We start from the raw sequence: 20845 nt of genomic DNA on the forward strand, positions 1-20845 counted from the left end.
TGTTTGGGTCCCGAATCAGGCCACTTTTTCGTTGCGGTTTTTCTCTGACACCGGCTTTGAAACCGAATCCGGTTCCGGAATCGGCGCCACTTTGCGCTGCTTCTCGTACAGAAAACGCAGCACACTCTGCCGAAGACGCTGATAATCCGGAGCATCCGCCAGCGCGACCCGATCCCGGGGACGTGGCAGGCTGATCTCCAGCACTTCGCCAATGGTGGCCTCGGGGCCGTTACTCATCATCACAATGCGATCCGACAGCAGCACGGCTTCGTCCACGTCGTGAGTGATCATGATGACGGTGTTCTTCAGCTCAGCCTGAATCGCCATCAGCGCATCCTGTAAATGTGCCCGGGTCAGGGCATCCAGTGCCCCAAAGGGTTCATCCATCAGCAGCACTTTCGGCTCCATCGCCAGCGCCCGGGCAATACCGACCCGTTGCTTCATGCCGCCGGAAATTTCATCCGGCCGTTTGTCATGGGCATGGTCCATGTGCACCAGTTGCAGGTAGTGCATCACCTCATCCCGAACCGCTGCTGACGTTTTACCTTTGCTGACCTGTTTCACCGCCAGTTCAACGTTCTGATACACCGTCAGCCAGGGCAGTAAAGCGTGATTCTGAAACACGACCGCCCGCTCGGGACCGGGACCGGAAATTTCCCGCCCTTCCAGAATGACGCCGCCATCCGTCGCATCCAGCAGCCCGGCGACCAGATTCAGTACCGTGGACTTACCGCAGCCTGAGTGACCAATCAGAGAGATGAATTCGCCTTTCTCAATGCTGAAATTCACGTCTTTCAGTGCCACAAACTCACCGTTGGGCGTCGGGAAGCGCATCCCCAGATAACTGAGTAGTAAATATTCACGAGACATGCTTTTCTCCTTGTGCTCAGCTGGCTCAGTGCTGGCTCAGCTGTTGATTCCATGAAAAATGACGCTGCAAACTGAGCATGCTCCGATCGAGCAGCAGACCGATGAAACCAATGGTGACCACGGCCACCATGATCCGGCCTAAGGATGCGGCACTGCCGTTCTGGAATTCATCCCAGACAAACTTGCCCAGCCCCGGATTCTGCGCCAGCATCTCAGCAGCAATCAGCACCATCCAGGCCACCCCCAGCGACAAACGCAGACCGGTAAACACCATCGGCACGGAGGACGGCAACACGATGGTGCGCACATGCTGCCAGCGTGAAAGTTTGAGCACCCGGCTGACATTGAGCAGATCCTGATCCACGCCTGTCACACCCACAGCCGTGTTAATCAGCGTCGGCCACAGGCTGCACATCGCCACCGTAAAGAGAGAGTTGAGAAAAGATTTGGCAACCCGCGGATCGTCACTGACATACAGCGCACTGACCACCATGGTGACAATCGGCAGCCAGGCCAGCGGTGAGACCGGTTTCAGCAGCTGGATCACCGGGTTCAATGCGGCATACAGCCCTTGGTTCAGTCCGAGCACAATGCCCGCCGGAATGGCAATCGCAGTCGCCAGCAGAAATCCGGCCATCACCGTCAGTAAACTGGTGCCGATCTGGTCGAAGAAGGTCGGTTTCCCGGTGTATTCCCGGACACGGACTTCAGCCTGCAGGTTCTGACCCAGCTTTGCGGCATTGCGCTTATCCTGACGCGCATAAAATGCAGCCTCACGATCCCGTTCATGCTGGTGTTCCGCGACCAGATTGGTGAACTGCTGCCAGGTCTGTACCGGTCCCGGCAGTGTGCCCAGAGAGGTCTGCACCTGACTGGCCGCCAAGTGCCAGAGCAGCAAGAAGACGGCAATGCCCAACAGCGGCAGTGCCAGCGCCCGGCTGTGCTGGATCACCCGAGCCGGTTTCGGCAGTGCAGGCAACGTGATGATGGAAGCCATAAGCCATCCTCCTTAAAGTTTGTCGTTGCCTTTCAGACCAATCGCGAACTGATTGAGGTACGCATTGGGCTGATGGCCGTCAAAGGTGATCTGATCGATAAATCCGTTCTGCGGCGGCCGGAAACCGTCTTCCTTGTCGAAATCAGGAAAATCAGCTGCTTTCATCTTGCCTTCGGCAATCAGGGCTTCGGCAGCCTGCCGGTAAATCTCCGGTCGGTAGACCTGCTTCGCGATGGACTGGTACCAGTCGTCAGGTTTGGCTTCAGGGATCTGACCCCAGCGACGCATCTGCGTCAGTGTCCAGACGGCATCGCTGTAGTAGGGATACGTTGCGTTGTAACGGAAAAACACATTGAAGTCCGGCGCCGGGCGTTTGTCTCCTTTTTCGTACTCAAAGGTGCCGGTCATACTGTTGGCAATCACCTTCGCATCGGCACCGACATACTGGCTGCGAGCCAGCATCCTGACAGCCGCTTCACGGTTGGCATTGTTCTCATCCAGCCAGTGAGCCGCACGGATCAGCGCTTTCACAACCCGGATATGGGTGTTGGGATAGGCATCGGCCCAGGCCTGACTGACCCCGAAAACTTTCTCCGGGTTATTCCGCCAGATGTCGTAATCCGTAATCACGGGCACACCAATCCCTTTGAAAACGGCCTGCTGATTCCAAGGCTCACCGACGCTGTAGCCCTGTATGGTTGCCGCTTCGAGGGTGGCGGGCATTTGCGGCGGTGGCGTCACACTCAGCAGCACATCCGCCTGTTGCTGACCGCTGTTGTCACCATGAATCGGGTCGTAATAGCCGGGGTGGATACCCCCTGCGGCCAGCCAGTAACGCAGCTCATAATTGTGGGTCGACACCGGGAAAACCATGCCCATCTTGAACGGCTTGCCCGCCGCCTGATAAGACGCAATCACAGGCTTGAGCAGATCCGCTTTCACCGGGTGCCTGGGCTTTCCGTCGGCGGTTTTCGCCACCTGCGGTTTCATGGCTTCCCACACGTGATTGGCCACCGTGATCGCATTACCGTTGAGATCCATACTGAACGCGGTCACCACATTAGCCTGGGTGCCAATGCCAATGGTGGCACCAATCGGCTGCCCGGCCAGCATATGGGCGCCGTCCAGTTCACCGTCGATCACCCGGTCCAGCAGCACTTTCCAGTTCGCCTGTGCTTCCAGCGTGACGTACAGTCCTTCGTCTTCAAAAAAGAAGTTTTCATAGGCCACCGCCAGCGGTGCCATGTCCGTCAGCTTAATAAAGCCGAATTTCAGCTCATCTTTTTCCGGCGGCCCGACCTTGGCCAGTACCGGCACCGACAGCAGACTGGCACTGACAGCGCCAGCAATCATCCAGTGTTTCACGCTTTTCATCGTTCACCCTCTTCCATACTTGTGAAATCCAATTCGCTCAAAACAAAAAAACGCCGCTCCCCGGCGGGGAAGCAGCGTTGCCTGATTCATCAATTCTGTGTCTCTATTTGCTTATTGTGTGCCCTGTTGTCTGGCCTGCAGTCTGATCTGCTTAGAGATGGCGCCAATACGTACCTTCAGCAGCATCAACCGGCTATCGATTCAGACTGATCAGTAAGTTCTTCGCAATCTGTCCCAGACTCTGACTCTGCTGCATCGCCGCATTGCGAAGCAGTTTGTAAGCCTCGGATTCATCCAGCCCGTGCAGCTTCATCAGCAGCCCTTTGGCCTGCTCAATCAAGCGCCGCTCCTCCAGCCGCCGGTTCAGAGTGACCAGCTCCTTTTTAAGCTGACACTGTACCTGCCGGACCTGCCATGCCCTTTCTACCCACACACTCAGCGCCGTTGCCGAGTCACCAGGTAAAAGCACATAACCATTGGGTCCGGGCAGCCGGTGAATATCCTGAGGTTCCAGCTGGCGAACCATGACCACCAGCGGCCAGCCCAAACAACCGGCCTGCTCCACCATCTGCCGTAATTCGGCATCTGCTCTGGCCCAGCTGATCACCAGAACTCCGCTTTGCGCCTGACTGACCAGCGCTGCAAACTGACGGAAACCACAGCCAGTCACGTCATCATAAGCAGCGGCCAGCTGTCCCGTCAGACTGGCCTGCTCCCGGGTGCAGTCACTGCACACCACGATCTTTTTCATGTCTGGCTTCACCATGATCACCGACTTCCCTGTACACGACGATTCAACACACCGTTCTGTTATGAAGAAGCAAGCAACCAGCCAGTTCGTCAGAATCAGCCGTAAAATACCCCTTTAGGGTTAGCCCCTCTGGCTTCGTCGCACATAAGTGCCTGATTCAGCGTCGCGCGCAATGCAACGACATCGCCCATGATCAGCAAAGCCGGAGACTGTCCCTTCAGCGTCTGCCCCAGTTTGGTGAGATTGCCCAATGACGACACATGCACCTGCTCATCGGGGGTACAGCCTTTGATGACCACAGCCAGCGGTGTGTCTTTGTGCAAACCGCCGAGCGTGAGACCGCTCTGAATTTCCCGGGCCTGTTCCAGCCCCATGTAAAAGACAATCGTCTGCCCGGCCCCGATTAACTGCGCCCAGGCGGGCAGCGCCCCGGACACCACATGACCGGTCACCAGCGTGACCGAGCGGGACATTTCCCGGTGGGTGAGCGGAATCGACGTCGACGCCGCACATCCAATCGCGGCTGTTATTCCGGGCACGAATTCAAAGGAAATTGCTTTTGCGGCCAGCGCCAGACCCTCTTCACCCCCCCGGCCGAAAATCAGCGGATCACCGCCTTTTAACCGGACGACATAGCGTCCTGTCTCTGCTTTGTCGATCAAGAGCTGATTGATCGCTTCCTGTTTCATGCTGGGCTGCCCGCAACGCTTGCCCACGTAGATCAGCTCAGCCTCCGGATTCGCCATCGCCAGAATCGCATCGCTGACCAGACGGTCATACACCAGCACTTCTGCCTGCTGAATCGCTTTCAGCGCTTTCAGAGTCAGCAGCTCCGGATCGCCGGGACCGGCGCCGACCAGACTGACGGCTGGCTGATCATGAGCAGAGAAACAGGTACGGACCGGCTGAATAGCACTGACCGTCCCCTTTGTTTCAGTGCCGTTTGTAATGGTGTCGTGTGTTTTGTTCACCGTTGTTGTGCTGTCCGTGCTCATGCCTGCTCTCCTTCTGTGACGGATGATGCCCTGACCGGCAATGCGCCTGCCCTCAGTTCGGGCTGGTCTGTCGTTTGCTGTTTCAACAGCGATTGCACTTCTCCCAGACAAGACCCGCAGTTGGTGCCGCATTTCAGTTGTGTCTGTAAACCATGCAGACTGGTGATGCCGTCCTGTTCGATGGCTTTGAGGATTTGCCGGTCCGAGACTCTGAAACAACTGCACACCAGTCTGGATGGTGTCTGCCCCTGTGACGTCAGGGCCACAAATGCTCGCAACAACGTCCGGACTGAAAAGGTCCCATCAAACAAAGCAGTATAAGGCTGGGGATCGAACGACAGTGGTTGCTCACTGACCAGACAGAAAGCTTTCAGTCTGTCGCCTTTCATCCGCAGCCCCGCCCAGCGATTGGGCCCTGAGCCGATTTCATCCAATACCAGCATTTGTTCTGATTGATCACAGAGATGGGCTTTCGCGAGCGGTACTTTGCAGGCAAACCGCCAGAAGTGAACCCGTTCTCCGGTCTGGAAACTGAGATAATCGGTCTCAAACGGAGGCGGCTGCTGACCCATCCACACCCCGTAACTGGCCACTTCAGCAGCCGATACGGAAACGGCGGCTGATTTAAACGCAGGCTGCCCCGAGACCGGGTCAACCACAGGAGCCACCATCTGATTCACCCGGCTGTCAAAACCAAACCGTCCGGCCCAGTGCATCGACATAAAGAGCTGCTTCGCCGACAGACCGCCATCCAGTGCCAGCTTCGCCAGTAGGGTCTGTCCCGCATGATTCAGGCTGACCAGTTGCCCAGCGTTGAACTGATGTTTCCGGGCCGACAACGGGTGCATGTAAACCGTCGGTTCGCTCTCACTTTCAGCCAGCCGGGCAATATGACCGGTCCGGGTCATGGTGTGCCACTGGTCGCGCTGGCGCCCGGTATTCAGCCACCAGCGCTCTGCCAGCTCACCCCCTGCATCCTGAGTCAACGCAGGGAGCACAAAATGGGCCCGTCCGCTGACGGTAGGAAACCGGCCGTCACTGAACAGATGCGAGGGTCTTCCCAGCGGCCAGCGCTGCGGCTGCCAGTTGGCATAATCTTCGTCCGACATCGATGCCAGTTCTGAAATATCAAACAGATAAGGCGCATGGCGGTTAATCCCACTCAGTGCCGCGTATTCCCGGTACACATCCGCCACGCTGGCAAAATCAAAACCGTGAAACCCCATAGCCTGCGCCACCTCACAAATCGCCCGCCAGTCGGCTTTGGCCTCGCCCGGCGGGGGCAGAAAAGCCCGCTGCCGAGACATCATGCGTTCAGAGTTCGTCACCATGCCGTCTTTTTCGCCCCAGCCGGCAGCCGGTAACAGCACATCGGCAAAGGCCGCAGTATCCGCATCCGGCGAAATATCCGAGACCACCACACAGTCGCACCGGGATAAGGCTTCTGCAACTTTGCGGCTGTCCGGCAGAGACACCACTGGATTGGTCGCAATCACCCAGACAAACTTCACCTTGCCTTCATACATGGCCTCAAAGAGATCAACGGCTTTCAGGCCCGGCCGGGTCGCCATCTTCGGCGCCTGCCAGAACTCACCGACCGCCTGCACCGAATCCGCATCAAAGCCCCGGTGGACAGCCAGCTGATTCGCCAGTCCGCCCACCTCCCGGCCCCCCATGGCATTCGGCTGTCCGGTCAGCGAAAACGGCCCGGCACCGGGCTTGCCGATCCGGCCGGTTGCCAGATGACAGTTGATGATCGCGTTGGCTTTGTCTGTTCCGCTGGCCGACTGATTGATGCCCTGACAAAACAGTGTCAGAGTCTCGGGGGCGTCTTTAAAAAGAGTGAAAAAATCATGGAGCAACGTCCGGCTCAGACCCAGTGCGTCGGCACAGGCCATCAGCCGGTATTGTTCATGGCGAAGTTCCTCTGCCAGAGCTTCATATCCCTGACAGTGCGCCTCGATAAATGTCTGATCCAGCGCCTGATGATCCATCAGGTAACGCAACAGGCCGTGAAACAGCAGCACGTCGCCGTCATTCGCAACCGGCAAATGTAAATCGGCCTGCGCCGCCGTTGTGGTGCGTCTGGGATCAATCACCACCAGCCGTAAATCCGGATTGGCTTCTCTGGCCTGCTGAATCCGGCGAAACAGCACCGGGTGTGTCCAGGCCGTATTCGCCCCCACAATCACGATCAAGCCTGCTTTATCAATGTCCTCGTAATGCACAGGCACCAGATCTTCCCCAAATGCACGATTATGCGCAGCAACGGCAGAAGACATACATAACCGGGAATTGGTATCGAGATTCGCAGTGCCGATAAACCCCTTCATCAGCTTGTTGGCGACATAATAATCTTCGGTCAGCAACTGGCCGGAAACGTACATGGCCACGCTGTCCGGACCATGCTCAGCAACGGTCTGCATCAGCTTTTCAGCAATCACCGCAGTGGCCTGTGTCCAGCTCACTTCCTCCCCGTGAACACGGGGATACAGCAAGCGATTCGGAAGACTCAGACTTTCTTTCAGCGCCGCTCCCTTGACACACAAAGCGCCCCGGTTGGCCGGATGGGACGGATCGCCCGACACCTCCGCTATCATTTTCAGATTGCCCGACGGGTGCCGGTACTGAATGCTGACCCCGCAACCCACGCCACAATAAGGGCAGGCAGATTGTACCGTCGGTTTCCCATCCGGCTGCTGCCGGTAACCTGAACACGGCTCGGCCATGCTGCTCATACGCGTCTCCTTCGCGGTACTGCCACCGCAACCTGCAGGCATAAAAAAAGCCACGTCCCCGGGAAAGGACGTGGCAGCAATGCCTAAAACCAAAGTATTAAGTGTTGAATGTCGTGTACGGTGTTAAACCTGCATGATGTGTGCCAGATTCAGGGCCAATGCTTGATTCATTAAAAATCAAAAGGATAGATCAAAACCTGTCATTCTAATCGCCGTCACCGCTCTGCAATAAGACCTGATCCGGTGCATCCCTGCACAGCCTTGGTGAAACCATCATAGCGGGTTTATCCGTGTCAGCCGTGTTGATTCAGCCGCATCTCCCGTTGCTTCAGCCATACGGGACCAAAGGTGTTCATCAATGTCGCCAATACAATCAGGCTGATCCCCAGCACCTTATTCCATGCCAGACTCTGCTCGAAGAAAAGCACCTGCCAAATCAGTGCGAAGATCAGATTGGTGAAAATCAGGGGGGCCAGCACCGAACCTGAGGCCACCAGACGATAAGCTTTCACGCGAAACACCTGGGTATTCACGATGCACACGGTCAGCAATAGCAGCGCAGGCAATATCATCGACTGCATATCGGTGATCAGCTGCCAGCTTGTTGCCAGCTGCTGATGGTCATGGGTAAACAGCACCAGCGGCAACAGCATCAGACTTGCCAGCGTAAAGCACCAGGCATTCAGCCCGACTGCCGACATCGTGCCTTTGCTGACCCGGTACAGGCTGACTTGCGAACCGGCATTGAACACCCCGGCGGCGACTCCGACCAGAAGTTCAGGCCGCAGGGTAAACCCGCCCGCCTGACCCGCCATGAGCACAACCCCCAGAAAAGTGATGGTCAGATTCATGACCGTCATGGGTGGAATCCGAGCCTGAAATAACAGTTTTTCTAACACTGGAATGAAAAGCGGGCCGGTACTGAACAGCACCACAGTTTCCACCAGACTCAGGTGGCTGATCGCAAACAGGAAACAAAGCTGTGCCGCCGCAACACAAAAGCCGCGAATGGCGAGAGACTGCCAGAGTTTTTTGCTGTCGGGTACGGCCCACTGCGTCAGTGACATCAGCCAGAAAAACAACACAGCGGGCAGTGCAAAGCGCAGCAGGCTGAGCATTTCAATACTGAAATGCTCGCTCAGCAATTTGGTAATCAGCCCGTTCACCGACAGGCTAAAGGTGGAAGCCAGCATCAAAAAGAGGGGACGTAAATCTGTGTTCATGAGGACTCCTTAGCTGGTGAGGAGTCTAACGGGGTTACAATTGAGAAAAAAGCGAATAATATTAACCAAAATGGTTAGAAAAACTTACAGATGAAAAAGCACATTCCCCTGAAATCCATTTATGCATTTGTCGCCGTTGCCGAAACCGGCAGCATGACCGAGGCCGCCGAAGTGCTGAGCGTCAGCCATTCCGCGATCAGCCAGGCGATTAAATCACTGGAAAGTCAGCTCGGACTGCCCTTATTTCAGCGGGTCGGACGCCGGGTGGAACTGAACCGGAACGGCCGTAAGTATTACCGTCAGGTCGCCCCGGCACTGGAACAGATTGTGGCAGCCGGCGAGGCTTTACAACAGCAGCACCAGCATCGGCTGACCCTGAATATGGTGAACTCGCTGGCACTGCACTGGTGGATCCCGCGCGTGCCCGAATTTCAGGCGCTGGCCCCGCATATTGATATCCGGATTTCGACTTTAACCCATGTGTTTGATCTGGAAAGAGAAGGGGTTGATGCCGCCCTCATTCACGGTCGCCCCGATGACTGGAAAGGCTATCACTGCGAAAAATTAGGGGATGACGAGTTGATTCTGGTCTGTGCGCCTGCGCTGCTCAACGGACAGCAGTTTCAGGCGCCAGAGGACATCCTGTCACGCTTTCCGCCGATTTTTGTCACCAACCCCAGACGCCAGCACGACTGGCAAATCTGGTGCGACGCCAGCCAACAGGCCGTTCCTTCCCGGCAACGCAACCTGTGCTTCACCACATCTGCGCATGCCATCCAGGCCGCGTTACGCGGCCTCGGTGTACTGGTGACGCACAAACTCTTTGTCAGAGATGACATCCGGCAAGGTCTGTTGCAGGAGATCGGGCTCGCCGTACTCAACCCCAGTCAGGCATATCATTTCGTCTGCCCCAAAGAGAAACTGACGCAGGAAAGCGTTCTGACTCTACGGTCCTGGCTACGCTGCGAATTTCAGCACAAAAACAGTTGATTCGCTTTGCCACACAACGAAGCTGAACTGCACCCGGCCTGAACTTGTGTCCGGTTGTTTGAGCGCACTTTGAAAATGCCGCAACGGTTCTTTTCTGCTCATTCCCCCAAGATCAGATGAACATGATCTGAAAAGAGGAAGCTGCCCAACAGCATTGACTGATTTTTGCTGCCGTCGGAATAATCCAGATAAAAACGCACCAGTAAATAACCGGCAGCGTCTCCCGCGCCCAAGTCCAGAATGTTGAGCGGGACTTCAATGGCTTTATCATGCTGGCTGCCCAATGTAACCGGTTCGGTCAGTGACACCTGATTATCTTCGTCCGGTCCGAGGCTAAATCCATTGGCAGGGATTGCCAGTCTGGACGGCAGATGCTCACCCTGGTAATCGTTCTGTGGCGGTGAAGTTACAACAAAGACCCGTTCACTCCGCAACGCATTCAGCGTCGCCTTACGCGCGCCCCGGTTAGAAAAAGTGAGCCGCAGCGTCGGTTGCAAACCGGTATTGATGACCTCTTCCACGTACACGACGGGCTGAGGCAAATCACTTAACGGCATATTGATTAAAGCGCCCTTCTCGTCATAGCGGTAGTAGTGAGCAATCCCGTCATCATGGGTATAAACGTCCAGCCGGGAGATCAGGCTCCCTTCTGCCTGCGGGTCAAGGGAAATCCGGTAAATATAGAGCGCATTGTTCAGTGGATTCGCCTTCAGCAGCCCCGACACTTCCAGTTTTGACGGCGGCTGAAAGCCTTCAGTCAGATCCGTATGCTGCAGATAACCGGGATCGCCGCACAGCAGCCAGGCTGGCAGCATAGACGTCCAGCGCTGGCACTCACCACCCAGCGTTTCATCTCCGCCATCGGAACGCTCTGCAATCAGCGCATCGTACTCTTTCTGGCTCATGGCAATCAGTTCCGGCTTCAGGAAGACGGACTTATCATCGGAAAACGGAGCCAGTTCAATACTGGTCAGATGAAGTTCTGCGGGCCGGGTATGATAGGTATAGTAGTTGAGCACCACAGCACCCAGGATCATGGCAATGATGAGCGGTAAGATGAACCGCAACAGCAGATTTTTTTTGGTCATAGCGATCACTCAGCAGACAGACCACGGAAACTGCTGCTAAGTATAGCTTCATGCGATTGATACGACTTCATGGCCGGAAGGAGCAGGCCAAATGGCTCTTTCACGCCCTAAAAGTTCAGCTACACATCACAAAACAACACTTTACCTGTAAAAAAACGGCTTTAGTTTATGTGTTCAAAGGCATAATCTGTCGCCCAAACACCTTTATATTAACGGTGAGCTTATTATCATCCGAAAAATCCGGCTCACTTTTGTGCGGGTCAGGAACTTCATCGGGTGAAATCAGTCGAAAGCCTTTGTGTGACTCGGTCACAAGGTTTCTTTTTTCTTAACCTAAGGATGCTGACTATGTGGCAACTTTCCGATCTGGCTCCCCTGCTGTCTGAACATGATGGCTGGCAAGTCGAATTACAGGGTCAGGCACTGCTGATCCGCAATGAAGATAACATCGAAGCCTTTCTGGCACTCTCCGGTGAACAGATCCTGGTCGAGGTTGTTCTGTTCGATGCCGCTCAAGTCAAAGATACAGACGCACTCAACAACGAAATCCTGCGGACCCATAAGATGTTCCCGCTGTCGACCATCGGCATCAACAGCATCAACGGTAACGATTACTACATTGCCTTTGGTTCACTGTCTTCCCAGTCCAAAGCAGAAAGCGTGGTTATTGAAGTGGCAACGCTGTTCCGCAACGTAGAAGCCTTTATCGATCTCTATCAGGATTACCTCAAGGAGCAAACCGCATGAGTGTCTGGAAAAAACTGTTCACTGCAATCAAAGGTGGTGCGAACGAAGCGGCTGAAGCTGTTGTAGACAGCCAGGCGCTGCGTATCCTGGATCAGGAAATTCGTGACGCCAAAACTGAACTGCGCCGTTCCGACGAAGCACTGGTGGGTATTGTTGCCAAGCGCAAGCTTTCCCAGCAGAAAGTGGAAAGTTTCAACCTGGGTATCGCTGAATACGAAGGTTATGCCCGAAACGCCATGGAAAAAGGCCAGCAGGATCTGGCACTGGAATGTGCTCAGAAAGTTGCAAATCTGCGTAACGAGCAGCAGACCGAGCAAACCTATCTGGAACAGTTCTCCCGTTCTGAACAGTCCCTGCGTGCAAACATTGCTCAGGCCAAAGACAAACTGCGTCAGCTGGAACAGCAAGTAGATGTCGTGAAGGCAACCGAAGCGGTTCAGAAGGCACAGTCCTCCGTTTCTGCCAGTCAGGTCGGCGCCAACACGAAAATGCACACCGCGGTTTCCTCTCTGGAGCGTATTAAACAGCGCCAGACTGAAAAAGCCGCACAGCTGGAAGCTGCATCTGAAATGGCAGCAGAACAATCCGGCAGTGCACTGGAGAAAAAACTTGCCGACGCAGGTCTCAAGAGCGGCGGACAAGGTTCTGCTGAAGATGAGCTGGCTCGTATTCTCGGTCGCCAGTAAGGGAACAACGTTCCCCAAAGGATTGAGGAGAAAGGCATGTCAATCTGGTTGTGGGTCCGCCGTTGGGCCCATCAACAATTCAATCAACTCACTGGTCGCAACCTGCTCATCACACTGCTCGTCTACATCGGAGCAAGCTGGTTACTCCTTGAACTGGCTGGAGAGCAAGCACTTACACATTCACTCAGCCGCTTCGTTTACTACCTGGTCGTCACCGCGTCCACCGTCGGTTATGGTGACTATTCACCGGAATCTGCTGCGGGTCAGTGGGTCGTCGCCCTGTTTGTGATTCCGGGCGGCCTGGGGTTATTCGCCATTGGCATTGGCCGTCTGGCCACGATGTTTATGAGTTACTGGAAGAGCGGTCTGCTCGGCAATCGGAGAATCAACGTGGAGAACCATATTCTGGTACTCGGCTGGAATAACCAGCGCACCCTGCACCTGATCCAGATGTTGCAGCACGAAGAGCGCACTCGCCGCCATATCGTGCTTTGCGTCCGTCCTGAAATGGAAAACCCGCTACCGGGCGAAATCGACTTTGTCCGCGTCACCAGCTTTACCGACACCCAGAGCATGGACAAAGCCGGGGTCAGCAAAGCCAGCTGTATCATCATTGATAACGCTGAAGATGATGTCACTCTGGCAGCCGCGCTGTATTGCGCCAGCCGTAACCCAAACGCGCACCTGCTGGCTTATTTCAATGATGAAGCGCTCAGTGACCTGCTGAAAAGCCATTGTCCAAATGCTGAGTGTATTCCTTCCGTGGCTGTCGAGATGCTTGCAAAAGCGGCCGTCGATCCCGGCTCCAGCGGCTTACACCACGAACTGCTCAGCACCCACCATGGCATGACACAATACGCGGTGCGTTTCCCGGAAAGCATGGCGCCCACGCCCATCAGCAAACTGTTCAGCCAGTTTAAAGAACAGCATGATGCCACGCTGATTGCTATCGACCGCGGTCAGGGCATTGAGCTGAATCCGCCGCTGAATCTGGACGTCACACCCGGCACCAATATTTTCTACATCGCCGATGAGCGGGTAGACCATTTTAACTGGCCTGCATAATCGGATAAGGAGAACGTATGTTCGACTGGTTTAAAAAACGTAAAGAGCCTGAAGCCAGTGGCCCGGCCGCCCCGGAAATTCTGGGCCTGCGCCTCGGCGGCGCATTCGAGCTCGATGATCTGAAACTGCGCCTGACAGAACCGTCGCTGACGATCGAAGGTGCTGCCCGCACACAGCTGATTCAGGCTGTGGGTGAAGTCTGGCTGGATGAGCAGACCCGCCTGCTCCGCTACTATACCGATGACGAAGGCTTTGTTCAGGTGCTGACCCATGGCACAAGCGACGCCGATGTCAGTGAAGTCAAACTGTTTTACTTCTACGAAAGCAAGCCTGTCGACACCGACAGCGAATGGCAGCATCTGCTCGATCACGGCATCGTGAAAAGCCAGTGGCAGCTGGAAGACCAGACTTTTGAGAAAATCTGGGACAACAGCCGTCCGGTTGCAGTTACCGAAACCACCTGGCTGCAGAATGGCACCACCAGCAATACGGATCAGTTTTTGATGGTGTATGAAAGGGAAGCCGAACCATCACTGGCTGAAGTCCTGCTTGTGGCCGCAGAAGAAAAAATTTTCAACAACCGGGCCGAACGAAGCCTGGTGCTGAGCACAGGGTTTGATCTCAGTCCAACCGACTTCAAGTTAATCGGCTGAATCAGGCAACAATACATAAAAACGATATATTTTAGGGATTTCCATGGATCTATTAACACAATCTCTCGCAGGGTTAGGCTCTTTTGTCATCTATTTTGCGATTTCTATTCTGTTCCTGATGCTGTTCAAAATTATCTTCGTCCGCATCACGCCGTATGACGAATGGAAACTGGTCAAAGAAGAGAAAAACACCGCAGCAGCCATTACCCTGTCGGGTTCTGTACTGGGTTATTCACTGGCCATTGCCGGTGCTGCCAGTAACTCAGTGAACTTTGTTGATTTCTCTATCTGGGGTGTGGTTGCCCTGCTGGCTCAAATGCTGGCTTATCTGATTGTTCGTTTAGGCTTCATGCCACGCATCGCTGAACGCATTGAAGCGGGTGAGATCCCTGCGGGTCTGCTGATGGCTGCGACTTCTGTTGCTGTGGGTCTGCTCAACGCTGCCTGCATGACATACTGAGGGCGGCGCAATGAAACGGACCAAAGAAGTCAATCTCCCCGGTATGCGTAAGCAATGGCGTCCCTTTGCCATTGCACCTGTCACTGCCGCGATTTCTGCAGGCCTGCTGGCTGGCTGTAGTGACCCGAAAGAAGAAGCCAAGCTCTACCACACGGTATACGACTGTAAAAGCGATAACCCGGGCTTCGAAGCGCAATGTGAGGCAGCCTACGAGACCGCATTGAAAGATGCGGCACGTACAGCGCCAAAATTCATGACCCAACGTGACTGTATCGCTGAATTCGGCCAGAACAGCTGTGTCGGTGCGCCTGAGAATAACTGGTTTATGCCTGCGATGGCCGGCTTTATGTTCGCCCGCTTGCTGGACAATAACCGCGGCTACTACAGCCAGCCGATGTTCAGTTCGACTTATCCGGGCAGCCGTTACTACAGCCGCTGGACCACAGCTGATGGTTATGACTACGGTTCTTACCGCTATAAGAACTCCAAAGTGATCCTCAGCAAAGAGCAGATGAAACCGAAGCCAACGGTCAGCCGCACGATCTCACGCGGTGGCTTTGGCTCCAGTGCGGCAGCTAAATCCAGCTGGAGCAGCTCAAAGAGTTCATCGAGTTCATCCAGCCGGAGCTGGGGCGGCTGATTCCGTCATCAGCACAGAAAGAGCGCCGCGGCGCTCTTTTTTTGCCTGAAGATTACAGATCAAAACAATTGTGCACGAAGTTTATTCACGACCGAAAAAACTGAAGCAACTCATGAAAAACAATAAGTTGCTTCAATAAATCAGACATTTCAAGAAAACACACCCTAGATCACACTTTGAATACTAAGTGGTTTATTGTTAACATCTCTACACTTTTGACTCAGAAGATAGTTTCACCTTTCTGTCTGAGCGCAGGCCAATCAGCAGAATATTGCTCTTCATGCAGATAACTTTGCTGTCCGTATTTTCACGCTGCATGCACTGATAGTTTGGCCGCAGCCACTGAGTTGGCTCAAAGGCGGACGCTTAACCGTAGTATTTGAAGGATTTATGGGAATTAAGTCAGATTTAAATAAACCGGTATTTTTTACCTCGGCGATCTTTATCGCTGCACTGTCTTTCATTGGTGTGATGTGGCCTCAGGCCATGGAAGCCTATTTCAAAAACGTTCAGGGCTGGATCATTACCCAGGCAAGCTGGATTTACATTCTGGCTGTCGCCATCTTCCTGATCTTCCTCATTTTTGTGATGTTCAGCCGTTTGGGAGATATTAAACTCGGGCCGGATCATTCCGAACCGGACTACAGCTATACCTCTTGGCTGGCCATGCTGTTCTCTGCCGGGATGGGGATCGGTCTGATGTTCTTTGGCGTGGCAGAACCTGTCATGCACTTCACCTCTCCTCCGGTCGGCGACCCGCAAACCGTAGAAGCGGCCCGTGAAGCCATGAAGATCACCTTCTTCCACTGGGGTCTGCACGCCTGGGGAATTTACGCACTGGTCGCGCTGGCGATGGCGTATTTTGCCTACCGCCACAAGCTGCCTTTGCTGCCACGTTCAGCACTGTACCCGCTGATTGGTGAACGGATTTACGGCCCGATTGGTCATATGATCGATATCTTTGCCGTGATCGGGACGCTGTTCGGTGTCGCCACCTCGCTGGGCTTTGGTGTGGTACAGGTCAACGCCGGTTTTCACTACCTGTTTGATCTGCCTCAGACCACGACCGTGCAGGTCATGCTGATCGCTGCCATTACCCTGATTGCCACGGCATCTGTTGTACTGGGCCTGGACGGCGGGATCAAACGCCTGTCAAACATCAATATGTTCCTGGCGGTCCTGCTGCTGGCTGTCGTGATTCTGGCTGGCCCGACGGCGATGATCATGAAATCTTTTGTTCAGAATACCGGCTCATACCTGAGTGAGATCGTGAGCAAAACCTTCAATCTGTATGCCTATCAGCCGAAAGAAGACTGGATTGGCGGCTGGACGCTGCTGTACTGGGGCTGGTGGGTCTCCTGGTCGCCGTTCGTGGGCATGTTCATTGCCCGGATTTCACGCGGCCGAACCATCCGCGAATTCCTGGTGGGTGTACTGCTGATCCCGTCACTGTTCGGTTTCCTGTGGTTTACGGCATTCGGTAACACTGCGATTGATGCCATCATGAATCACGGCGCCGACTACCTGAGCAAAGCGGTCAGTGAGAACGTCCCGGTCGCGCTGTTTAAGTTCTTTGAACACATGCCGATGTCTTCTGTACTGTCAGTCATTGGTGTGGCGCTGGTCATTACCTTCTTCGTCAGCTCGTCTGACTCCGGCTCTCTGGTCATCGATACCCTGACCTCAGGCGGTGCCGCGGAGCCACCGGTCTGGCAGCGTATTTTCTGGGCCGTGATTGAAGGTGTGGTTGCAGCGGCCCTGCTGGCTGCAGGCGGCTTGTCGGCGCTGCAGACCATGACGATCGCCAGTGCCTTCCCGATCATGATTCTGATGCTGCTGTTCTGTTACTGTCTGTTCAAGGCGCTGCGAAACGACTACATGCTGCAAAACAGTATTCAGAACCACAACACGACCTTGCAGTACACGCAAAACAGTGTCAGCTGGAAAACCCGGATTTCTGCACTGGTCAGCCATCCGAAGCAAGAAGAAGCCGAGAACTTCATCAGGGCTACGGCAACACCGGCACTGAAAACGCTGGTCGATGAAATGAAAGCACAGGGGCTGGCTGCGAAGCTGCAAGTGCTGGATGAGTCCCGTGTTCGTCTGGTGGTCGAGAAAGAAGAAGTCGAAGATTTCGCCTATGGTATTCGTCTGCGTCACTTCGCACTGCCAAGCTACGCGAATGAGTCCTACGACGATTATTACCGGGCTGAAGTCTTCCTGCTGCAGGGCGGCCAGCAATATGACGTGATGGGTTACACCAAAGACCAGATCATTGCCGATGCGGTCACCCAGTACGAACGTCACATGCACTTCCTGCATCTGGCGACTTCGGAAAATATTGTCGAAGAAGCCGTAGCTTCCTGAGGCATTGAACCCGAATCGAACCATAAAAAAGCCAGCTTCATGCTGGCTTTTTTGTTAACCGGTTAATCAAAGAAACATCCCGGATCAGTGGCTGTAGGCGCCGCTGGCATAATGCAGTTCATAACTGTGGCTGTAAATTTCCAGAATGTTCCCGAACGGATCTTCCATATAAATCATGCGGTAGGGTTTCTCACCCGGATAATAATAGCGCGGTGCTTTCATGCGCTTTTTCCCGCCTGCGGCAACAATACGCTCCGCCAGTTCCTCGACATTCGGATCCTGCACGCAGAAGTGGAACACACCGGTCTTCCAGTATTCAAAGTTGTTTTCCGGCTGTTGCTGATTGTCGAACTGAAACAGTTCCACCCCAATGCGATCGCCTGTCGACAGATGCGCAATCCGAAAACGTCCCCAGCCTTCGCCAAAGACATCAGTACACATTTCGCCGATAGCGCTGTCATCCTCCACGATTTCCGTCGGCGGCATAATCAGATACCAGCCCAGCACCTCGGTATAAAATGTCACCGCCGCTTCCAGATCCGGCACCGAAATACCGATATGAGAGAACGTTCTTGGATAAGGCGTTTGTGCTTCAGTGTTCATCAGTGGAATCCTCCTGTTGTTGAGCGTCCCACTTTAATTCGCCAAAAAGTGAATTAAAAATTATCATTTATTCTTATTTTCATCACGATTTGTTATCCATGAAACTCAACAGGCAATGGCTTCATACCTTCGCGACGCTGGTCGACGTCGGCCAGTTCACTGAGACCGCGGCCCGGCTTCATATGACGCAACCCGGGGTCAGCCAGCACATCCGCAAGCTGGAACAACAACTTGGGCAGGCACTGCTCATACGGATCGGGAAGAGGTTTGAGCTGACGCACGCAGGAACCGTGCTCTACCAACACTGCCAGACACTGGCCGCAGAGGAACAACGCCTGCAACAGGCGCTGTTACAGGATAACCCGGAAGCCGGTCCCTGCCGTTTCGCGATGTCCGGCACACTGGCAAATCAGCTTTATCCGCTGTTTCTGCAACGCCAGCAGGCCTTTCCGGCATTATCTGTGGCCGTCGAATCCGCACCGGATCAGCGTATCCTGCACTTGCTGGAACAGGATGAAGTCGATCTCGGCATCGTGGCCGAACCGCTGACCCAAGCACAATCACAGGCACGTTTTCACAGTGAGAAAATTGGTGAAGAGACTCTGTGTCTGGTCTTTCCCGCCGCGCCGGACACATCCCCTTTATCAGAAGCCCTGCTGACAGAAACCGGGTTGATCGATCACCCCAATGCGCGCCGTTATCTCGACAGTGTGCTGTTGGACCTGCCCTTCTCCTTACAGCCGGATACACTGCCGGTGCATGGCTACATCAATCAGCTCAGCCAGATTCTGCTGCCGGTCTCGCTCGGACTTGGCTTTACCGTTCTCCCGGAAAGCACCATTCTGGAGTCCCCCTATTCAAAAGGATTAAGGATTCTGCACCGTACCGTCAATGTCAGAGAGCCTCTGTACCTTGTCCGGAAACGCCACCGGGAACTGGCATCCCGTTATCCCTGGTTCATCGACTGTATCCGGCAAACCCTGCAACGCAGCTGAGTCGCTTCGCCGGTCCATACCGGCGGTAACCAAGCCTCCGTTTCAGTTCACTGAAACATCTCAATTTTCCCGTCAAACCGATGATGTTTCATGCTGTTACAACCGCAATCCTGTCAGACACACAGTTTCCCGGTTCTGGCCTGTGAACAGACAAATGCAACAAGACACCTATAATTTTGCATCGTAAAATAACGGTCTTCAAAACAGCCAACAGCCGGGTACTGACCGCAGCACGAGGACACTCATATGCAGACCAAACCAGGACAACTCCCGATCCTGACGCCGATCCGCGGCATCGCCGCCCTGATCGTCGCTTTTTTCCATGCCCGTTTAATCTTATTTCCGCAATGGAAAGAAGCGATCGCCGGTGTTACGCAGTTTTTGGAAAATGGCTATCTCTGGGTCGATATCTTTTTCATGCTGAGCGGCTTTGTGATGATGCACGTTTATCTGCCTGCATTTGCCAACGGGAGCAACCTGCCCAGATGGCGCGCCTTTTTGTGGCTGCGATTCAGCCGGATTTACCCGCTGTTCTTCATCACTTTTGCGGTGCTCTTCCTCTGGGAATATTACAAATCGCAACACCAGATTGGGTTCTATGGTGGTGCCTTATTCGAAGCCTGGGGTGCCAGTGGCACTCCGCCGTTTGCCGGACCTTTCAACCGCACCGAAGCTATTTTACCGAACCTGCTGCTGCTGAATGGCATCGGCAGCCAACCCCTGAGCTGGAATATTGCCGGCTGGTCACTGAGCATTGAATGGCTCTGCTACCTGGTCTTTCCTTTGCTGGTGCTGGCGATGCGACCGTCCGCCAGACGCAGTGCCTGGGTGCCTTTTGCAGTTTTCATGACGGTTGGCACATTGGTGTACCTGAAAGGGAACCTTGATATTACAGCGACTTACCAAGCCTTCCTGCGCGGCCTGTGCGGTTTTTCTTTCGGGATGTGGCTCTGCCGGATTCAGGTTTCTGTGCGTGCCAAACACTGGATGAATCAGGATGTCCTTCTTGTTGTTCTGATTGCAGCGCTGATGACCGTTCTGCATTTCAGCACGACTGACAGCACGACGATGATCACCTATGTTCTGTTTGCCCTGCTGGTTCTGGCGGGTGCACATCAGGTTCAGCGGTCATCCGTCATGCAGTCTGTACTGGATAACCGGATCACACAGTATCTGGGTGATATTTCCTATTCGATCTACCTGTGGCACACCGTCATCCTGCTGGCTGGTGTAGAAATAATCCATCACATCAATCCGGACTGGACAACCTGGTGGTATGCCCAGACCGATGGACCGATCCTCATCACGGGCATTCTGGCTTTCACCGTGCTTTTACTGGCCGTCTCCGCAATGAGTTACCACCTGATCGAACGCCCGGTGATGAAATGGCTTCGCCGTCTCGGCGGCACTCAGATAACCATTCAGGTTTCACAGATGTAAACCCAGAGCATCTCCCAATATCTTCTGGACTGAAGTGGCTGAATCATCAGCCACTTTTTTTTGCTGCCCATTTTGTCAACATATCTGCAATTCACACTTACGCAACATCACACATAATCCAACCTATACTCCTAACGCATATTGACTCATCAGACAGGACGTC

19 protein-coding genes are annotated in these 20845 nt (G+C 54.3%); 10 read left to right on the forward strand and 9 right to left on the reverse strand.

Going from position 1 to position 20845, the window contains the following annotated elements:
* Window positions 1-15: 15 nt before the first annotated feature.
* The 7 genes from L4174_RS21830 to L4174_RS21860 form a co-directional block, all read right to left on the reverse strand.
* Entirely contained in the window at window positions 16-870 is an 855-nt protein-coding gene (locus L4174_RS21830) for an ABC transporter ATP-binding protein (protein WP_248143212.1), read from the reverse strand.
* A gap of 25 nt (window positions 871-895) precedes the next feature.
* The gene (locus L4174_RS21835; RefSeq protein ID WP_248143210.1) at window positions 896-1867 is read right to left on the reverse strand and encodes an ABC transporter permease; all 972 of its coding nucleotides are present in this window, start codon (window positions 1865-1867) and stop codon (window positions 896-898) included.
* A gap of 12 nt (window positions 1868-1879) precedes the next feature.
* Window positions 1880-3220: a CmpA/NrtA family ABC transporter substrate-binding protein gene (locus tag L4174_RS21840; protein WP_371929447.1), complete on the reverse strand. Its 1341-nt coding sequence runs from the start codon at window positions 3218-3220 to the stop codon at window positions 1880-1882.
* A 214-nt stretch (window positions 3221-3434) separates the two neighbouring features.
* A complete protein-coding gene (locus L4174_RS21845; RefSeq protein ID WP_248143206.1) occupies window positions 3435-3992 on the reverse strand; it encodes an ANTAR domain-containing response regulator in 558 nt (185 codons plus the stop codon).
* Window positions 3993-4087: 95 nt separating this feature from the next.
* Window positions 4088-4987, reverse strand: a complete 900-nt coding sequence (cobA, locus tag L4174_RS21850) for a uroporphyrinogen-III C-methyltransferase (protein ID WP_248143205.1) — start codon at window positions 4985-4987, stop codon at window positions 4088-4090.
* The gene (locus L4174_RS21855) at window positions 4984-7716 is read right to left on the reverse strand and encodes a nitrate reductase (protein ID WP_248143371.1); all 2733 of its coding nucleotides are present in this window, start codon (window positions 7714-7716) and stop codon (window positions 4984-4986) included. Before L4174_RS21855 ends, cobA begins: the two co-directional genes overlap by 4 nt.
* 302 nt (window positions 7717-8018) lie before the next feature.
* Window positions 8019-8948: a DMT family transporter gene (locus tag L4174_RS21860; RefSeq protein WP_248143203.1), complete on the reverse strand. Its 930-nt coding sequence runs from the start codon at window positions 8946-8948 to the stop codon at window positions 8019-8021.
* A gap of 90 nt (window positions 8949-9038) precedes the next feature.
* On the opposite strand from L4174_RS21860, the gene L4174_RS21865 reads away from it, so the two are divergent.
* Window positions 9039-9938 (forward strand): LysR substrate-binding domain-containing protein, encoded by a 900-nt coding sequence (locus L4174_RS21865; protein WP_248143200.1) that lies wholly within the window; start codon window positions 9039-9041, stop codon window positions 9936-9938.
* Between the two features lie 98 nt (window positions 9939-10036).
* Here the strand turns inward: L4174_RS21865 and L4174_RS21870 are convergent, their stop codons facing one another.
* Window positions 10037-11026 (reverse strand): hypothetical protein, encoded by a 990-nt coding sequence (locus L4174_RS21870; protein WP_248143199.1) that lies wholly within the window; start codon window positions 11024-11026, stop codon window positions 10037-10039.
* Window positions 11027-11374: 348 nt separating this feature from the next.
* Between L4174_RS21870 and L4174_RS21875 the strand changes: the two genes are divergently transcribed.
* The 7 genes from L4174_RS21875 to L4174_RS21905 all read left to right on the forward strand — a co-directional run bounded on the left by L4174_RS21875 (window position 11375) and on the right by L4174_RS21905 (window position 17644).
* Window positions 11375-11773 (forward strand): DUF2170 family protein, encoded by a 399-nt coding sequence (locus L4174_RS21875; protein ID WP_248143198.1) that lies wholly within the window; start codon window positions 11375-11377, stop codon window positions 11771-11773.
* Window positions 11770-12459: a PspA/IM30 family protein gene (locus L4174_RS21880; RefSeq protein WP_248143197.1), complete on the forward strand. Its 690-nt coding sequence runs from the start codon at window positions 11770-11772 to the stop codon at window positions 12457-12459. Before L4174_RS21875 ends, L4174_RS21880 begins: the two co-directional genes overlap by 4 nt.
* Window positions 12460-12495: 36 nt before the next feature.
* Window positions 12496-13524, forward strand: a complete 1029-nt coding sequence (locus L4174_RS21885) for an ion channel (RefSeq protein WP_248143196.1) — start codon at window positions 12496-12498, stop codon at window positions 13522-13524.
* Between the two features lie 17 nt (window positions 13525-13541).
* A complete protein-coding gene (locus tag L4174_RS21890) occupies window positions 13542-14177 on the forward strand; it encodes a YjfK family protein (RefSeq protein WP_248143195.1) in 636 nt (211 codons plus the stop codon).
* Window positions 14178-14220: 43 nt separating this feature from the next.
* Entirely contained in the window at window positions 14221-14637 is a 417-nt protein-coding gene (locus L4174_RS21895; RefSeq protein ID WP_248143194.1) for a DUF350 domain-containing protein, read from the forward strand.
* Window positions 14638-14647: 10 nt separating this feature from the next.
* Entirely contained in the window at window positions 14648-15277 is a 630-nt protein-coding gene (locus L4174_RS21900) for a DUF1190 family protein (RefSeq protein ID WP_248143193.1), read from the forward strand.
* Between the two features lie 390 nt (window positions 15278-15667).
* Entirely contained in the window at window positions 15668-17644 is a 1977-nt protein-coding gene (locus L4174_RS21905; RefSeq protein WP_248143191.1) for a BCCT family transporter, read from the forward strand.
* Window positions 17645-17728: 84 nt separating this feature from the next.
* Here the strand turns inward: L4174_RS21905 and L4174_RS21910 are convergent, their stop codons facing one another.
* Entirely contained in the window at window positions 17729-18247 is a 519-nt protein-coding gene (locus tag L4174_RS21910; RefSeq protein WP_248143190.1) for a lactoylglutathione lyase family protein, read from the reverse strand.
* Window positions 18248-18345: 98 nt separating this feature from the next.
* On the opposite strand from L4174_RS21910, the gene L4174_RS21915 reads away from it, so the two are divergent.
* Both L4174_RS21915 and L4174_RS21920 read left to right on the forward strand, forming a co-directional pair.
* Window positions 18346-19242 carry a LysR family transcriptional regulator gene (locus L4174_RS21915; RefSeq protein ID WP_248143189.1) on the forward strand — a complete coding sequence of 299 codons (897 nt, stop codon included), beginning with the start codon at window positions 18346-18348 and terminating at the stop codon, window positions 19240-19242.
* A gap of 246 nt (window positions 19243-19488) precedes the next feature.
* Window positions 19489-20682: an acyltransferase gene (locus tag L4174_RS21920; protein ID WP_248143188.1), complete on the forward strand. Its 1194-nt coding sequence runs from the start codon at window positions 19489-19491 to the stop codon at window positions 20680-20682.
* The last annotated feature ends 163 nt before the right edge of the window (window positions 20683-20845 follow it).

Source organism: Photobacterium sp. CCB-ST2H9 (genome assembly GCF_023151555.2).
In the GTDB taxonomy this organism is placed as follows: domain Bacteria; phylum Pseudomonadota; class Gammaproteobacteria; order Enterobacterales; family Vibrionaceae; genus Photobacterium.

What these genes read in the sequence shown, in the direction of transcription:
- L4174_RS21875 (WP_248143198.1), top strand. Translation starts at nt 11,375, where the DNA reads ATGTGGCAACTTTCCGATCTGGCTCCCCTGCTGTCTGAACATGATGGC.
- L4174_RS21865 (WP_248143200.1), top strand. Translation starts at nt 9,039, where the DNA reads ATGAAAAAGCACATTCCCCTGAAATCCATTTATGCATTTGTCGCCGTT.
- L4174_RS21895 (WP_248143194.1), top strand. Translation starts at nt 14,221, where the DNA reads ATGGATCTATTAACACAATCTCTCGCAGGGTTAGGCTCTTTTGTCATC.
- cobA (WP_248143205.1), bottom strand. Translation starts at nt 4,987, where the DNA reads ATGAGCACGGACAGCACAACAACGGTGAACAAAACACACGACACCATT.
- L4174_RS21840 (WP_371929447.1), bottom strand. Translation starts at nt 3,220, where the DNA reads ATGATTGCTGGCGCTGTCAGTGCCAGTCTGCTGTCGGTGCCGGTACTG.
- L4174_RS21915 (WP_248143189.1), top strand. Translation starts at nt 18,346, where the DNA reads ATGAAACTCAACAGGCAATGGCTTCATACCTTCGCGACGCTGGTCGAC.
- L4174_RS21890 (WP_248143195.1), top strand. Translation starts at nt 13,542, where the DNA reads ATGTTCGACTGGTTTAAAAAACGTAAAGAGCCTGAAGCCAGTGGCCCG.
- L4174_RS21910 (WP_248143190.1), bottom strand. Translation starts at nt 18,247, where the DNA reads ATGAACACTGAAGCACAAACGCCTTATCCAAGAACGTTCTCTCATATC.
- L4174_RS21880 (WP_248143197.1), top strand. Translation starts at nt 11,770, where the DNA reads ATGAGTGTCTGGAAAAAACTGTTCACTGCAATCAAAGGTGGTGCGAAC.
- L4174_RS21905 (WP_248143191.1), top strand. Translation starts at nt 15,668, where the DNA reads ATGGGAATTAAGTCAGATTTAAATAAACCGGTATTTTTTACCTCGGCG.
- L4174_RS21845 (WP_248143206.1), bottom strand. Translation starts at nt 3,992, where the DNA reads ATGAAAAAGATCGTGGTGTGCAGTGACTGCACCCGGGAGCAGGCCAGT.
- L4174_RS21885 (WP_248143196.1), top strand. Translation starts at nt 12,496, where the DNA reads ATGTCAATCTGGTTGTGGGTCCGCCGTTGGGCCCATCAACAATTCAAT.
- L4174_RS21860 (WP_248143203.1), bottom strand. Translation starts at nt 8,948, where the DNA reads ATGAACACAGATTTACGTCCCCTCTTTTTGATGCTGGCTTCCACCTTT.
- L4174_RS21870 (WP_248143199.1), bottom strand. Translation starts at nt 11,026, where the DNA reads ATGACCAAAAAAAATCTGCTGTTGCGGTTCATCTTACCGCTCATCATT.
- L4174_RS21920 (WP_248143188.1), top strand. Translation starts at nt 19,489, where the DNA reads ATGCAGACCAAACCAGGACAACTCCCGATCCTGACGCCGATCCGCGGC.
- L4174_RS21835 (WP_248143210.1), bottom strand. Translation starts at nt 1,867, where the DNA reads ATGGCTTCCATCATCACGTTGCCTGCACTGCCGAAACCGGCTCGGGTG.
- L4174_RS21855 (WP_248143371.1), bottom strand. Translation starts at nt 7,716, where the DNA reads ATGGCCGAGCCGTGTTCAGGTTACCGGCAGCAGCCGGATGGGAAACCG.
- L4174_RS21830 (WP_248143212.1), bottom strand. Translation starts at nt 870, where the DNA reads ATGTCTCGTGAATATTTACTACTCAGTTATCTGGGGATGCGCTTCCCG.
- L4174_RS21900 (WP_248143193.1), top strand. Translation starts at nt 14,648, where the DNA reads ATGAAACGGACCAAAGAAGTCAATCTCCCCGGTATGCGTAAGCAATGG.